This is a genomic window from Pseudomonas koreensis (genome assembly GCF_025447595.1).
GTDB lineage: Bacteria > Pseudomonadota > Gammaproteobacteria > Pseudomonadales > Pseudomonadaceae > Aquipseudomonas > Aquipseudomonas koreensis_H.
In genome coordinates, this window is record NZ_JAOEJU010000010.1 from 176,661 (window position 1) to 192,038 (window position 15,378).

The 15,378-nt window shown below is 61.0% G+C and carries 14 protein-coding genes; 9 read left to right on the top strand and 5 right to left on the bottom strand.

Going from position 1 to position 15,378, the window contains the following annotated elements:
* Positions 1 to 134: 134 nt before the first annotated feature.
* On the bottom strand, positions 135 to 872 hold the full coding sequence (locus N8H71_RS14865) for a thioesterase II family protein (protein WP_262194561.1): 738 nt from the start codon (positions 870 to 872) through the stop codon (positions 135 to 137).
* Positions 873 to 1,002: 130 nt separating this feature from the next.
* Here N8H71_RS14865 and N8H71_RS14870 point away from each other — a divergent pair, with 130 nt between their 5' ends.
* Complete coding sequence (locus N8H71_RS14870; protein ID WP_262194562.1) at positions 1,003 to 2,136, top strand: cupin-like domain-containing protein; 1,134 nt, start codon at positions 1,003 to 1,005, stop codon at positions 2,134 to 2,136.
* Positions 2,137 to 2,142: 6 nt separating this feature from the next.
* On the opposite strand, the gene N8H71_RS14875 is transcribed toward N8H71_RS14870, so the two are convergent.
* The gene (locus tag N8H71_RS14875; RefSeq protein ID WP_262194563.1) at positions 2,143 to 3,315 is read right to left on the bottom strand and encodes an MFS transporter; all 1,173 of its coding nucleotides are present in this window, start codon (positions 3,313 to 3,315) and stop codon (positions 2,143 to 2,145) included.
* 296 nt (positions 3,316 to 3,611) lie between these two features.
* Here N8H71_RS14875 and N8H71_RS14880 point away from each other — a divergent pair, with 296 nt between their 5' ends.
* From N8H71_RS14880 to N8H71_RS14900, 5 genes are all read left to right on the top strand, one after another.
* Entirely contained in the window at positions 3,612 to 4,619 is a 1,008-nt protein-coding gene (locus N8H71_RS14880; RefSeq protein WP_262194564.1) for a terpene synthase family protein, read from the top strand.
* 115 nt (positions 4,620 to 4,734) lie between these two features.
* Positions 4,735 to 5,535, top strand: coding sequence for a glucose 1-dehydrogenase (locus tag N8H71_RS14885; protein ID WP_262194565.1), 801 nt, complete (start codon positions 4,735 to 4,737; stop codon positions 5,533 to 5,535).
* Complete coding sequence (locus N8H71_RS14890) at positions 5,528 to 7,354, top strand: glycoside hydrolase family 15 protein (RefSeq protein ID WP_262194566.1); 1,827 nt, start codon at positions 5,528 to 5,530, stop codon at positions 7,352 to 7,354. The genes N8H71_RS14885 and N8H71_RS14890 overlap by 8 nt, the downstream gene beginning before the upstream one ends.
* A gap of 308 nt (positions 7,355 to 7,662) precedes the next feature.
* Positions 7,663 to 8,052 carry a hypothetical protein gene (locus N8H71_RS14895; protein WP_262194567.1) on the top strand — a complete coding sequence of 130 codons (390 nt, stop codon included), beginning with the start codon at positions 7,663 to 7,665 and terminating at the stop codon, positions 8,050 to 8,052.
* Positions 8,053 to 8,063: 11 nt separating this feature from the next.
* On the top strand, positions 8,064 to 8,963 hold the full coding sequence (locus N8H71_RS14900; protein ID WP_262194568.1) for an alpha/beta fold hydrolase: 900 nt from the start codon (positions 8,064 to 8,066) through the stop codon (positions 8,961 to 8,963).
* Here the strand turns inward: N8H71_RS14900 and N8H71_RS14905 are convergent.
* Positions 8,932 to 9,915, bottom strand: a complete 984-nt coding sequence (locus N8H71_RS14905; protein ID WP_262194569.1) for a GlxA family transcriptional regulator — start codon at positions 9,913 to 9,915, stop codon at positions 8,932 to 8,934. The genes N8H71_RS14900 and N8H71_RS14905 overlap by 32 nt on opposite strands.
* Positions 9,916 to 10,005: 90 nt before the next feature.
* On the opposite strand from N8H71_RS14905, the gene inhA reads away from it, so the two are divergent.
* The 3 genes from inhA to N8H71_RS14920 all read left to right on the top strand — a co-directional run bounded on the left by inhA (position 10,006) and on the right by N8H71_RS14920 (position 13,395).
* Positions 10,006 to 10,692, top strand: a complete 687-nt coding sequence (gene inhA, locus N8H71_RS14910; protein ID WP_262194570.1) for an isonitrile hydratase — start codon at positions 10,006 to 10,008, stop codon at positions 10,690 to 10,692.
* Positions 10,693 to 10,935: 243 nt separating this feature from the next.
* Entirely contained in the window at positions 10,936 to 11,727 is a 792-nt protein-coding gene (locus N8H71_RS14915) for a CPBP family intramembrane glutamic endopeptidase (RefSeq protein ID WP_262194571.1), read from the top strand.
* Between the two features lie 102 nt (positions 11,728 to 11,829).
* The gene (locus tag N8H71_RS14920) at positions 11,830 to 13,395 is read left to right on the top strand and encodes a methyl-accepting chemotaxis protein (RefSeq protein WP_007956336.1); all 1,566 of its coding nucleotides are present in this window, start codon (positions 11,830 to 11,832) and stop codon (positions 13,393 to 13,395) included.
* Between the two features lie 525 nt (positions 13,396 to 13,920).
* Here N8H71_RS14920 and N8H71_RS14925 read toward each other — a convergent pair.
* The gene (locus tag N8H71_RS14925; RefSeq protein WP_262194573.1) at positions 13,921 to 14,280 is read right to left on the bottom strand and encodes a DUF6124 family protein; all 360 of its coding nucleotides are present in this window, start codon (positions 14,278 to 14,280) and stop codon (positions 13,921 to 13,923) included.
* Between the two features lie 88 nt (positions 14,281 to 14,368).
* A complete protein-coding gene (locus tag N8H71_RS14930) occupies positions 14,369 to 14,734 on the bottom strand; it encodes a DUF6124 family protein (RefSeq protein WP_096822297.1) in 366 nt (121 codons plus the stop codon).
* Positions 14,735 to 15,378 lie beyond the last annotated feature (644 nt).

Consider the following 15,378-nt stretch of genomic DNA (forward strand, 5'->3'; position numbering starts at 1 on the left):
GCAACTGTGGGAGCGAGCTTGCTCGCGATAGCGGCCTGTCAGTCAACCTTGCGCTGACTGAAAAAACGCTATCGTCGGATCGCCGCCCGGGGCAAGCCCGCTCCCACAGTTTTCAGGATGAGTTGGAGGTCGGGCTAGACGGCAGCCATCAAGCTGTGGCGCCGATGATGCACATCCAGCTGATCCTTGATCACCTTCAGTACCTTGGCTTCATGCTCATGAATGAAAAAGTGCCCGCCAGCCAGCATGTCGACCGAGAAACTGCCACGGGTCTCCTTGCTCCAGCCGATCAGTTGCTCGGTGGTGGCGCGGTCAGCCTTGCCACCGAGCACGTGCACCGGGCAGTTGAGCAATGGCCGCTGCACCGGCTCGAACTTGCCGCACAGCTGAAAATCGGCACGCAGGATCGGCAGGGTCAGGCTCATCAGCTCTTCGTTGGCCAGCACTTCCTCGCTGGTGCCGTTGAGCGTGCGCAACTGGTCGATCAACTCGGCGTCGGTCTTGGGATCGGCAAAACCCCGGTCGTAATCGGCGCGCATCGTCGGCGCCGCCGTGCCCGAGGCGAACAACGCCACCGGCTCAGGACAACCCAGCGCACGCAACGCGTGGGCGATTTCGCAGGACAGCAATGCGCCCAGGCTATGACCGAACAAGGCATAGGGCGCCTTGAGCGTCGGGCGCAGCTCCTTGGCCAACTGCATCGCCAGCCCGCGCATGTCGGTGTGCAGCGGCTCGCCGAAACGCGCCCCGCGCCCCGGCAACTCCACCGGTTGCAGTTGCAGCCATTGCGGCATTTTCGGTCGCCAGCGGCTGTAGACCATGGCACTGGCGCCGGAGTACGGCAGGCACAGCAGGGTCAGTTTGGTCACCACACGTCCCTCGAAAAAATGTCTCTTCAAGAGGGTACGGATCGGGACGCAGGCAAATTAGTCGCAGGTCAGTAAATTTGCCTGTAAGGCGCTCGTTAACTGTTCAGACCAATTCCAACAACGAGGGATCACCGTGGATCTGCAGACCATTCTGGGCAAGTTGTTCGCCAACGCGGGCGCCGTCGGCATCGAAGGCATCTTCCAATTCGTGTTTGGTCCGCAGCAGGCGTATTGGTGCGAAATCAAGTCCACCAGCCGTACTGAGGCCGGTCGCCATCCGAGTCCTGACGTGACCATTGAAGTCGCCCACGCCGATTTCCTCGGCATCATGGGCGGCACCGCCAACGTCGAAGAGCTGTTCGCCAGTGGCCGCCTGAAGATCGGCGGCAACATGGGCCTGGCGACGATGCTGCCGCAGATCATCGAGCATGCGATGCACGGTGGTGCCGTCGCGGAAAAGGTCGACATGAACAAGCGCTACTCCACCCCACCGCGCTTCAGTGAAAAACTCACCGAACGCCTGCCGACCCAGGTCAGCGTCGAGCGCATTGCACGGGGTGAGTTGTCGGTCAGCGAGTTCGAGGCCCGTTATCTGCCAAACGGCATTCCAGTGGTGATCAGCAATGCGCTGCAGGACTGGCCGCTGTTCAACCTCAGCCGCGAAGAATCGCTGGTGCACTTCGCTGAGCTGCAAGGCATCACCCGCCACGGCGATTACGTGAAAAAGACGTTCTCGACCGAACGGGATTTTCGCTCCACCTCGATGGCCGATTTCATCGCCTCGCTGGACAGCCCGGCGGTCAAGGGCGCGGACGGCGAGCCGCCGGCCTACATGGGCAACAACATCCTGCCGGCAGCGTTGATGCAGCAGATTAAATACCCGCCCTATTTCGATGCCTCGCTGTTCATTCCGCCACGGATCTGGATCGGGCCCAAGGGCACCCTGACGCCGCTGCACCGCGATGATACCGACAACCTGTTCGCCCAGGTCTGGGGCCAGAAGAAATTCACCCTCGCCGCACCCCATCACCGCGAAGCACTGGGCACCTGGTCCACGGCTCCCAAAGGCGGGCTGGACGGCTGCGACTTCAACCCGGACGCGCCGGACTATGAACGCTTCCCCGCTGCGCGTGATGTGACATTCCTGCGCGTGACGCTTGAGGCCGGGGATCTGCTGTTCCTGCCCGAAGGCTGGTTCCATCAGGTGGAGTCGGTGTCGACTTCGCTGTCAGTGAACTTCTGGGTGAACTCGGGCCGGGGCTGGTAACCGGCATTATTTGAGGTGACGGTAGCTCTGCACCGCAGAACCCAGCACCACCGCCCCCGCAGCAATCGCCAGCCAGAAACCGCTGCGGGCGCCAAACGCATCCACCAGTGCGCCGGAACCGGCGGCGCCGATGGCCACGCCGATGCTCAAACCGGTCACCAGCCAGGTCAGGCCTTCGGTGAGTTTGGCAGGCGGCACGATGCGCTCGATCAGCGCCATCGCCACGATCAGGGTCGGCGAGAAGAACAGCCCGGCGATGAACACCGCTACGGCCAACCCGAAAATGTTGCTCGCCAGCAGCAACGGCAGCGTGGTCACCGCTGTCGCCAGACCGCCGTAAAGAAACAGACGCGGCAACGGCAGCTTCGAGCGCATTGCACCGAAGGCAATCCCGGCCAGACAGGAACCGATGGCGTACACCGACAACACGATGCTCGCCGCCGCCGGTTGACCCTGCTGCTGGGCGAACGCGACGCTGACCACATCCACCACGCCGACAATCACGCCCATGGCGAGCATCAACGCCAGCAGCCATTGCACATCGGTCGAACGAATGATCGAGCCTTGATGTTGCGACTCATGCGGATGCACCGGAGGTTCGGTGCTGCGCTGGGCGACGAATGCTGTCACGCCGATCGCCAACATCAACAGCGCTGCCAGCGGCCCGGCCTCGGGAAACACGCCGACGCACAAGCCCACCGACAACGGCGGGCCGACGATGAAGCAGACTTCGTCGAGCACCGATTCCAGCGCATAAGCGGTCTGCAACTGCGGCTGGCCGCGATAGATTTCGGTCCAGCGCGCCCGCGCCATCGCCGACATGCTCGGCATGCAACCGGCCAGTGCGGCGCAGACAAACAGGGTCCAGGTCGGCGCCTGCAAACGGGTGCACAGCAGCAACATCAGCAGCGCGCCCCCACCGATCAGCGCCGCCACCGGCAGCACTCGGCCCTGACCGAAGCGATCCACCAGCCGGGACACCTGCGGCGCGCAAAACGCCGTGGCCAACGCAAACGTCGCCGCCACCCCACCCGCCAACGCATAGCCGCCGGTCAATTGCGAGAGCATGGTGATCACGCCGATGCCGGTCATGGAAATCGGCATGCGCGCGATCATCGCGGCAATCACAAAAGCCCGTGCGCCGGGGGCGTTGAACAGTTCGCGGTAAGGGTTTGCCATCGGATGCAGCCTCATCAGGGGCGGCCAAGTTGCCACAAATCCCGAAGGCCGGGGAAGCGCGCAATTGTTGGTGGAGTGTGAAGTCCTTGCAAAGAGAAAGGTTGATGTTTGTGGCTTCGCAGATTGCCTGCCTGTGGCTTTGAGCGGGTTGCTGACCACTCGTCCATTGAGCTGAGCCCCCTGTCAGTCCTGACAGGTGCGCAAATCCTGCGAAGGGATTTACATGGGTCATGTCATCCCCGAACAGAAACCTCGTCGGTGAGCACCTCAGTCGACTCCGAGAAAAGGATCACACCATGAATCAAACCAGCAGCGCCCCGACGCCACGCCGCGCCACTGCGCCCTTTGTCGTCCGCCCCGTTTGCTGCCCTCCGCCCACGCGTATCGACGAGGCGCTGGGCCACGAAGTCAACGAACGCCTGATGACCTGGATTCCGAGCGTGGGAATCTTTGCCGGCAAAGAAGAAAAAATCCGCGCCAGCGACTTTGGTCGCTATGCAATGCTATGCCACGCCGATACGGACGATCCGGATCGACTGTTACTCGCCGCGCAATGCTTTGCGGCGTTGTTCGCGGTAGACGATCACTATTGCGACGATCAATCCCTCGGCGGTAGCCCCGAGAAAGTGGCCGAAAGGCTCTCCTTCGCGGTCACCCCGATCGACCCGGTCTATTTACCTGCACCGTTCGACAAAGAACTCGCACGGCAGCAGATGCGCGACCCGGTGATCAGGGGATTGCTGGCCTATATGAAACGGGTCGCCCAATTCTGCACGCCCTCGCAAGTCGCCCGGGTGCGCCAGATCACAATCACCATGTTCATCGCCATGGCGGCGGAAGGTCCCTGGCGCCTCTATGGTACCCAACCCACTGTCGCCGAATACCTGGCCAGTCGGCAGGTCAACAGCTTCTGGCCTTGCCTGGTACTGATCGATCCGATCGGCGGCTACGAAGTCCCGGCCAACAAGTATTCCCTTCCAGAGTTTCACCACATCACCGCACTGGCCTCGTTGGCGACCACTCTGGTCAACGATCTGTATTCCGCCTACAAAGAGCACCTGAACGAAACCGGTGACTTCAAACTGCCTTACCTGTTGGCCGCCAGGCACAACTGTTCGCTTCAAGAGGCAATCGACTTGACGGCCGATATTCATGACGCGGTGATGGAGGAATACGCAGCCCTGCATGGAAAGCTGATGAAAAGCTCGCGTTCGCCGGTATTGCGGCGATACCTCACGGGCTTGAGCACATGGATTGGCGGCAATCTGGAATGGCATAAACACAGTGCGCGCTACCATGTCTGAAACCGCGCAGCCCAGTAGGATTCGATTTGTTCGCCAGGTCCTTCGCACTTGCGCTGAACTCTGACCCCGGGACGCCGGTCAGCTGATGAGATCCCCGTACAAGGCGCGACCCTGCATGCAGATTTCCCTCGCCCGCCAGGTGGCTCTTGTCACCGGCGCCAGTTCCGGCATCGGCCACGGCGCCGCCAAAGCCCTGGCCGATGCCGGTGCCGCCGTGGTCATCAACTACAACCGCCAGGCCGAGCCCGCCGAAGCGCTGGCCCGGCAAATCATTGCCGATGGTGGTCAGGCCATCGCCATCGGCGCGGATGTCTCGAAGGAGGAAGACGTGGAGCGGCTGTTCCAGCAAACCCTCGACACCTTCGGAACACTGGACATTCTGGTGGCCAATTCCGGCCTGCAAAAAGACGCGGCGGCGGTGGATATGACGCTGGCCGACTGGAACGCGGTGATCGGCGTCAACCTCACCGGCCAGTTCCTCTGCGCCCGCGCCGCGCTGCGGATCTTCAATCGCCAGGGCGTGCGCGAAGGCGTGTCTCGGGCCGCCGGCAAGATCATCCACATGAGTTCGGTGCACCAGCGCATTCCGTGGGCCGGGCACGTCAATTACGCAGCCTCCAAGGGCGGCGTCGATCAATTGATGCAGACGTTGGCCCAGGAAGTCAGCCACCAGCGAATCCGCATCAACGGCATCGCGCCGGGAGCGATCCGCACCGCCATCAATAAGGACGCCACCGAAGGCGATGCAGGCCAGGCCCTGCTCAAACTCATCCCTTACGGGCGCATCGGCGATGTCGAGGACGTGGCCAACGCGGTGGTGTTCCTCGCCTCCGATGCCTCCGACTACATCGTCGGCACCACCCTGTTCATCGACGGCGGCATGAGCCTCTATCCGGAGTTCCGTGGCAATGGCTGAGCATCCTTCCGAACGACAAAGCCCCATCGACGCCCACGGCATCATTGGCGACATGCGCAGCGCCGCGCTGGTCAACGACAAGGGCAGCGTGGATTTCTTCTGCTGGCCGGAGTTCGACAGCCCGTCGATCTTCTGTTCGCTGCTGGACACTCCCGAGGCCGGTATTTTCCAGCTCGCTCCGGACCTGCCCGATGCCCGGCGCGAGCAGATTTACCTCCCGGACACCAACGTCCTGCAAACCCGCTGGCTCAGCGACCAAGCCGTGGTGGAAATCACCGATCTGCTGCCGATTGGCGACAACGACGATGCCTTGCCGCTGTTGATGCGCCGGGTGCGGGTGGTCAGCGGAGAAGCGAAGTTTCATCTGCGCTGCGCGGTTCGGCATGACTACGCCCGCGCTGAAACCCGCGCCGTCATCGATAAAAAGGATGTGCTGTTCAGTGCTTTAGATCAGCCATCACTGCGGCTTTCTTCGGATCAAACCTTGAGCGTCGATCAGGAAGCAGCCGTCGCGCAATTCACCCTCAAGCAGGATCAGACCGCTGCATTCATGCTCGGCGCCAGCGACGATCCGCGTTTTGCCGAAGGCGCCGCGCAACTGTGCATCGAACGCACGCTGAAGTTCTGGCGCGACTGGATCGGCCAGTCCAACTATCGCGGCCGCTGGCGAGAAATGGTCAACCGCTCGGCCCTGGCCCTGAAGCTCCTGACCTCGCGCCAGCACGGCGCAATCCTCGCCGCCGCCACCTTCGGCCTGCCGGAAACACCCGGCGGCGAACGCAACTGGGACTATCGCTACACCTGGATCCGCGACGCCTCGTTCACCGTTTACGCCTTCATGCGCCTGGGCTTTGTCGACGAAGCCAACGGCTACATGCGCTGGCTGCGCGGGCGGGTCAGCGATTGCAGCGGCCAGTCGATGAAGCTGAACATCCTCTACGCCATCGACGGCCACCAGGAACTGCCGGAAACCGAACTCACGCATTTGTCCGGCCACGGCGGCGCGAAACCAGTGCGCATCGGCAATGGCGCGTACGACCAGATTCAACTGGATATCTTCGGCGAACTGATGGACGCCGTTTATCTGGTCAACAAATACGGCGACGCGATTTCCCACGAAGGCTGGAAACATGTGATGGAAGTGGTCGATCAGGTCTGTGAGACCTGGCAGACCAAGGACGTAGGCATCTGGGAAATGCGCGGTGAGCAACATCACTTCCTGCACTCGCGCCTGATGTGCTGGGTGGCGCTGGACCGGGCAATCCGCCTGGCCTCGAAACGCTCGCTGCCGGCACCTTTCGCCCGCTGGGACCAGACCCGTCAGGCAATCCACGCCGACATCTGGGACAACTTCTGGAACGAAGAGCGCGGGCATTTTGTGCAATACCAAGGTGGCACCGCGTTGGATGGCTCGATGTTGCTGATGCCGCTGGTTCGCTTCGTCAGCGCCAAGGATCCGAAATGGCTGGCGACGCTGGAAGCTATCGAGAAACATCTGGTGCGTGACGGCATGGTTTATCGCTATCGCAACGATGACAGCGGCATCGACGGACTGTCCGGCACCGAAGGCGCCTTTGCCGCGTGCTCGTTCTGGTACGTCGAATGCCTGGCCCGCGCCGGGCAAGTGGAAAAGGCTCATCTGGAATTCGAACAATTGCTGCGTTACGCCAATCCGCTGGGGTTGTATGCCGAAGAGTTCGACAACCGTGGCCAGCATCTGGGCAATACGCCGCAGGCGTTGACGCATCTGGCGCTGATCAGCGCGGCGACTTTTCTCGATCGCAAGTTGAGTGGGGAGAAGAATTACTGGCAGCCGTAGTCATCCTTATTCGCCAGAGTCTGTAAGAAAGATCTCAATCCCAATTGCCGCTTGTAGGATGCCTACCTACGAGCGGCAAACACCCCCGAGCCTTGCGCTTGAAGGGCTGGCCCACACAATCGATTCCTTTCGATACAACTTGTTGATGGCACGGCCTACAAAAACCTGCCAACCCCGTGTAACGCTTGGCCCGCAACTCGCACTTACACCCCGAAATACCTTGTTGCCAGCGGTTACATCCCCCCCTACCATCCACCGCAACGGGCACAGCGGAGCTGTCCAATAAAAACCCGATTCAAGGAACCAGAATGAGCCAACGCATCCACCGCCAGATCGACACCCCACTGCGCACCGGTCTCAAGCGCGACGAACTGTGGGAAGCCGCCGACAAGGGCCTGATCAAATGCTGGGAAATCGGCCGCCAGCGCGCCACCCGCTTCCCCGACCTTGCCCAGCGCTGCAGCGCCGATGAACTGCCGGTACTGGGCTGGAAAGGTGGCGTGAGTCGCAGCCTGAAGAAGAATGAAAAGTACGGATCACTGAAATACCTGGCCCAGTGGCAGGGGCTGCGTGGGGAGGATCTGGATATTGATCTGGGTGCCGAACGGGTCATGACCTGTTCTCGGACGAAAATGGTGGTGACGTTTACGCCGGATCGCAGCAAGTATTTCAATCAGGTGGCGGAAGCCGAGGTGTAAGGAGACTTTCCATGACCGGTGCCGAAATCCGATTCAGCCAAACCCCTAGCCTGACCATCGGCTATGAGCATCACGGCCAGGAAAACGGCACGCCGGTCATCCTGCTTCACGGCTTCCCCTACTCCCCCCGCGCCTACGACGAAATCGCCCCGCCCCTCGCCGCCAAGGGTTACCGGGTAATCGTGCCGTATCTACGCGGATACGGGCCGACCCGTTTCAACAGCCCGGACACGTTGTGTTCCGGCCAGCAGGCGGCGCTGGCTCAGGATCTGCTGGAGCTGATGGATGCGCTGGGTATCGAGCAGGCCACATTGTGCGGTTATGACTGGGGTGGTCGGGCGGCGTGTATTGTGGCGGCGCTGTTTCCCGAGCGGGTGCGCGGGTTGGTGACGGGCGACGGCTACAACTTGCAAGACATTCCGAATTCGGTCCAGCCGCTGGATCCGCAGAGCGAGCATCGCTTCTGGTATCAGTATTACTTCCACACGCCCCGTGGCGTTGCAGGGCTGACGCAGAATCGCCGGGCACTGTGCGAGTTGCTGTGGCAGTTGTGGTCACCGACCTGGGCGAGGAACGCCGAGCGTTTTCCGCTGAGCGCACCGGCGTTCGATAACCCGGACTTCGTTGAAGTGGTGATTCACTCTTATCGCCATCGCTTCATGTATGCGCCGGGCGATCCGGCGCTGGAAGGGATGGAACAGGCGCTGGAGAAACAACCGGCGATCAGCGTTCCGACGATTTCGCTGTGCGGTGCGGATGATGGAGTCGGGCCGGCGCCAGTGGAGGATGAAGATGTTCATCACTTCACGGGTTTTTACCAGCGGCGAGTGCTGGCCGGTGTCGGGCATAACATTCCCGAGGAAGCACCGGGTGAAACGCTCAAGGCATTACTGGATCTGCTCCAGCGCTGACCGAAAACCGCTCCCGATACGCCTGCGGCGTCACGCCCATGGCTCGCAGGAAACTGCGACGCAACGTCTCTTCACTGCCAAATCCACAATTGGCCGCGACCCGTTTGATCGGCAATCCGGTATCGCTCAGCAACCGGCGCGCCGTTTCAACGCGGATCAGTTCGATGGCCCGGGCCGGGGTCTGGCCGGTGTCGGCGCGGTAGTGGCGCACGAAGCTGCGTTCGCTCATGCCGGCCTGTTCGGCGAGGGTCGGGATGCCCAGATCGCAGGTCAGGTGTTCGGCGATCCACGCGTGCAGATCGTCGAAGCGGTTGCCCTGTTTTTGCAGTGACAGCGTCACGCTGAATTGCGACTGCCCGCCCGGGCGCTTGAGGAACACCACCAGTTGCCGGGCGACGTCCAGGGCCATGTCGCGGCCGAGGTCGTCTTCGACCATGGCCAGCGCCAGGTCGATGCCGGCGGTGACGCCTGCCGAGGTCCAGACCGGGCCGTCGTTGATGAAGATCGGATTGGGCTCGACCTGCAAGCGCGGGTGCTGCTGCGCCAGTTGTTCGCAGCGGGTCCAGTGGGTGACGACCCGGCGACCGTCGAGCCAGCCGCTGGCCGCCAGCAGAAATGCGCCGGTGCACACCGAGGCCACGCGCCGACATCCGTTGGCGTGCTCACGCACCCAACTCACCAACTCGGCATCTTCGGCAGCGGCGTACACGCCCCAGCCGCCGGCGATGATCAGCGTATCACTGGGCTGTTTCGGCAGTGGCTCGGCCAACATCGCCAACCCGGCGGAAGAGTTGACCGCCCCGCCACCGCTGGCAATCACCGTTGGCGCATAGGGCGCAGGCAAACCCTGCTGGCGGGCGATATCGTTGGCCGAGGCGAAGACCTGCAACGGCCCGGTGACATCGAGCAGTTGCACATTGGCAAACGCGAGGACGTGGATGGTTTTCGGCATTTGGCGTAATTCGTGGGCTGATTGGCGTATGCGCCAAAACCTACGCGCCTACAGTGAAGCCGTCTACCCCCCTTTTCACGGAGAAGAACCATGGCGTTGCAGATCGGTTTTCTGTTGTTTCCCCAAGTGCAGCAACTCGACCTGACCGGCCCATACGACGTGCTGGCCTCGTTGCCGGACGTGCAGGTGCACCTGATCTGGAAGGATCTGGTGCCAGTCACCGCCAGCACCGGGCTGGTGCTGAAACCCACCACCACGTTCGAGGACTGTCCGGATCTGGATGTGATCTGCGTACCCGGCGGCGCCGGGGTCGGGCCGTTGATGGAGGATGAGCAGACGTTGGCGTTCATCAAGTCGCAAGCGGCGCAGGCGCGTTACGTGACGTCGGTGTGCACCGGTTCGCTGGTGCTCGGCGCGGCGGGTCTGTTGCAGGGCAAACGGGCGACCACGCACTGGGCGTATCACGATCTGCTACCGACACTGGGCGCGATTGCGGTGAAGGATCGGGTGGTGCGTGACGGCAATCTGTTTACCGGGGGCGGCATCACGGCCGGGATCGATTTTGCACTGACGCTGGCGCAGGAACTGGTCGGTGCCGACACGGCGCAACTGGTGCAGTTGCAACTGGAATATGCGCCGGCGCCGCCGTTTGATTCGGGCAGTCCGGAGACGGCGCCGCGTGCGGTTGTCGATGAGGCACGCAAACGTGCGGCGCCATCGCTGAAGTTGCGCACTGAAATCACCGAGCGGGCTGCGGCAAAGCTCAACCTGCGCTGACATTTCAGCCTTATACAAATCCCTGTGGGAGCGAGCTTGCTCGCGATGAGGGTGCGTCAGTTGACCTTTGTGCCGCTGACCCGCCGCCATCGCGAGCAAGCTCGCTCCCACAGGGGTTACTTGCCCTCCCTCACTTCTCATACTGGGATTGGCGCTGTCCCTGATTTCCCGTACACCTTCACTTGTCCCCTCGCCATCACCCGTGTAGAAAGCCTGTCCACAAATCGTGCACAAGGACTTTCCATGACAGTTCTGCCATGGCTCTATCTCGGGCTTCTCAGCCTTGGTTACGGATTGGCGCTGAGCTTTGGCCAGCTCGGCTGGCTGGCGCTGATCTCCATTGCACTCCTGGTTTTCGCCGGTTACGCCGTGCGCCAGCAAACCGTGCCGGTCGGGCGTTTTCTCGGTCATGGCCTGTTTATCGTGCTGGCGGTGGCGCTGGCCATGCACTGGCTGCCGGGCTTCTACAACGGCCGGGCCATCGAGCCGCAGCGTTTCACCGACAACGCCGTGCCGTTCTCGATGTACCTGAATCTCGACAAACCGTTGATTGGTTTCTGGCTGCTACTGGTCTGCCCATGGATCGTCGCGCGACGCTCATTGCGCCTGACGGTGTACGCCACCGCACTGGCACTGACGTTAAGCGTAATTCTGGCGCTGGGCGGCGCCGTAATGCTGGGCATGATCACCTTGGCACCGAAGTGGCCGGATCAGGCGTGGCTGTGGGTGCTGAACAATCTGCTGCTGGTGACGCTGGTCGAAGAAGCGCTATTTCGTGGCTACATCCAGGGCGGTCTCACTCGTTACTTCAAACACCTGCCCTACGGCGAAAACCTCGCGCTGCTGCTGGCGTCCCTGCTGTTCGGCCTGGTGCATGTGGGCGCCGGCTGGCAATGGGTGTTGCTGGCGAGCCTGGCGGGTGTCGGCTATGGTCTGGCCTACCGTTTTGGCGGGCTCGGTGCGGCGATCGCCACGCACTTTGGCCTGAACCTGCTGCACTTCGGTCTGTTCACCTATCCGATGCTCGCGGGTTGAAGCAAGGGCCGTTTTGCGACGCCGTACTTATAAATGAAAAAAAATTTCAATAAATGGCCGACCCCGCCGACAACCTTTCAAAGCCTTGCGGATTGAAAAACCATGCGTAATAACCAGCCCATTACACAACGCGAACGGACTTTCCCGGCTCAGCAACGGTTGATTTCCACAACCGACGCCAAGGGCGTGATCACCTACTGCAACGACGCTTTCGTCGAAATCAGCGGGTTTTCGCGTGAGGAACTGATCCGTGCGCCGCACAACCTGGTTCGTCACCCCGACGTCCCGGCGGCGGTGTTTTCGCACATGTGGGGCACACTGAAACAAGGCTTGCCATGGATGGGCATTGTCAAGAATCGCTGCAAGACCGGTGATCATTACTGGGTGAACGCCTATGTAACGCCGGTGTTCGATGGCAGTCAGGTGGTCGGTTACGAGTCGGTGCGGGTCAAGCCGTCCGCCGAACAGATCCGCCGTGCCGAAGCGCTCTACCAACGCATCAACCAGGGCAAGTCGGCGATCCCTCAAACAGACAAATGGCTGCCGGTGCTGCAGGACTGGCTGCCGTTCATTCTGGTCAGCCAGTTGAGCTTCATGATCGGCGCCACCCTGAACTCGCAGTGGGGCTTCGCCCTCGCCGCCGGTCTGTCGGTGCCGCTGGGCCTGTTGGGCCTGCAATGGCAACAACGCGGGCTCAAACGCCTGCTGCGTCTGGCCGAGCAGACCACCTCCGACCCGTTGATCGCGCAGATGTACACCGACAGTCGCGGCCCTCAGGCCCGTCTGGAGATGTCGATCCTCAGTCAGGAAGCTCGCTTGAAAACCTGCCTGACCCGTCTGCAGGACACCGCCGAGCACCTGACCGATCAGGCCAAACAGTCCGACGCCCTGGCGCACAACAGCTCCAGCGGTCTGGAACGTCAGCGCGTGGAAACCGAACAGGTCGCCACCGCCGTCAACCAGATGGCTGCCACCACGCAAGAAGTGGCGAGCCACGTCCAACGCACCGCCGACGCTACCCAGGAAGCCAACCGCCTGACCGGTCGCGGCCGCGACATCGCCGGCGAAACCCGCGAAGCCATTCAGCGCCTGTCGGTCGTTGTCGGTGAAACCGGCCTGACCGTGACCCAACTGGCCAAGGACAGCGACGAAATCGGCGGCGTGGTCGACGTGATCAAAGGCATCGCCGACCAGACCAACCTGCTGGCGCTCAACGCTGCGATCGAAGCAGCGCGTGCCGGCGAAATGGGCCGTGGTTTTGCCGTGGTCGCCGACGAAGTCCGCCAACTGGCACAACGCACCAGCGAATCCACCGGCCAGATCCACGCCCTGATCGCCAAGCTGCAACAGACTGCGTCCAGCGCCGTACAAACCATGGAAGCCGGGCATCGTCAGGCGGAAGAAGGTGTGGCGCGGGTACTGGAAGCGGATCAGGCATTGGTCGGCATCAGCGAAGCGGTGGCCAACATCACCGACATGACCACCCAGATCGCCGCCGCGACCGAAGAGCAAAGTGCCGTGGCTGAAGAAATCAGCCGCAACATCAGCAACATCTCGGAACTGGCGGACCAGACCTCAGAACAGGCGCATAACTCGGCGTTGCTGAGTGAAGAGCTGACCAAGACTGCCAACACGCAATACTCGTTGGTGGAACGGTTTAACCGCTGATTGTTCTGGCAATAAAGAAACCCCGGACAGCGAAAGCTTCCGGGTTTTTTATTGCCTGTCTGAAATGGACGTAGCCAGCACCGCCCTCTTCGTGGGCAAGCCCACTCCCACAGGGTTTCGCATTGGCCACAAAACCTCGTAACACCACCACCCATTGTGGGAGCGGGCTTGCCCGCGAAGAGGCCCTAGCGGCTGGCGAAAATCTCATTCGATAAGCGCGGACAGTACCTACAACTGAATCAGATCCAACTGACTGGCACGCAATGAAGCCCGGCTCTACTTTGTCGTCCGAACCTATTCACACGGGCTAGCCAGCATGAATACACCTCCTACGCAGAATCCGACGGTCAAGACCGACAAGTCTGTGAGAAAGGAAATCCGGGGTGAACTGACATTCCTTGATGTGCAACGAGCGGCACGTGATGGGCAAAAAGCGTTCGATAAATTTGTGATCACTGGCAGGCTGTGACCTTTTGATATCGACGAAAAAACCGGAAGCCAAACGCTTCCGGTTTTTTGTGCCGTTTACTCCTTCGGCACGAGGTTATCCAACGCCTGATTCACCGCCAGCTCGCCCAGCATCACCACTTGCGCAATGCCCAACAGAGTCTTGCGGTTCGGCCCGTCCAGCAGGCCGGCAAAGTCACCGAGCATGACCGTGGCTGACGCGAGGGATTCGCAGGCGTTGGCCAGCAAGGACTCCGTGTCGGTTTGCGGGTTGACCATGAACATGTCGTTTGGGGTGTAAGGCGTGGCCATGATTTGGGCTGCGGGTGTCAGGTAATAGTCGAGGGCGCGTTCGGCCGCGTCGTGGAGTTTTCTTGAATCGGGAAATTCGTACGGGGACACCGGATCTTCTAACGGTGGAATGACGGTCTTGGACATCAGCTGGAACTCCGGAAAAGAGTCGCTTGAGGATTTTTATAGACGGCTGCCAGGCAGTGAGGGGACAAGCCCCTCACCGAGGCGGCAACTACCGCGAGACGTGATGGTTATCCAGCACACGATTGACCAGCAGCTCACTCAGCATGATGACCTGCTGCAGTATCTGCATCGCCTTGCGCTGCGACGGATCGACGGTGTCGCCAATGTCCCGGGCCATGTCACTGGCCGACGACAGCGTTTCGCACGCTTCGACCAGCAGCGTTTCGTCATCCACCGTTGGATTGACCAGATAGATCTTGCCCGGCTTGCGCGATGGCTTGGACGTCTTCTGCGCCCCAGGATCGAGGTAATGATTGATCGCCCGCTCGGTGGCCGTTTTTATGTTTTCGGCTTCGAGGGCGGCGTCGTAGGGGATTGAATCGGTTTCTGGCGGGTTTGGTGTGGCTTTGAACATAGATCGAACTCCAATTTGAAAAATAGGAGCCATCACCCTCGCTACCAAACGGCGGGTGGCGGCCATGCGCGGGTTGGTAGACCGGTCGAATTGGGAAACCCGGCGCTCACGAATGAGCCCCACGCATGCCCACCATACAAAACTGCACCTCAAGAAAGAGACAGCATTGAAGGTGTCGCAATAACCACAACTCGAATCGGGCTACCAAACCCAGTCACTTCTCAGTGACAGGGAAACGATATAGCCCTCTCCAAGCTGCGTAAGCCGGCGGATTCTGGCGTACGCGTAGGCAACGACGCAAGGTGTTGTAGCCCTTATGGCGTAACGGTTCGTGTACTTTAAACGTGCTTGCAAAACTACGTTTATGCGCCAAAAAGCCGGATGTTTGACTGTTCCTTTGTGTTGCTCTGGCAAACCGCTTTCGCGAGCAAGCTCGCTCCCACAGGTATTACATGCAGTCTGCAAGAGATTGGTCGGCTGTCAGGCCGCCATCGCTGGCAAGCCAGCTCCCACAGGGATTACATGCAGTCTGCAAGAACTGGTCGGCTGTCAGGCCGCCATCGCCAGCAGGCTGGCTTGTATGCTGGTACTTGAAGGGAGGAGGAGGGACTAGGCTGGTTTCTGACTGTTGACGCAGTACAGAT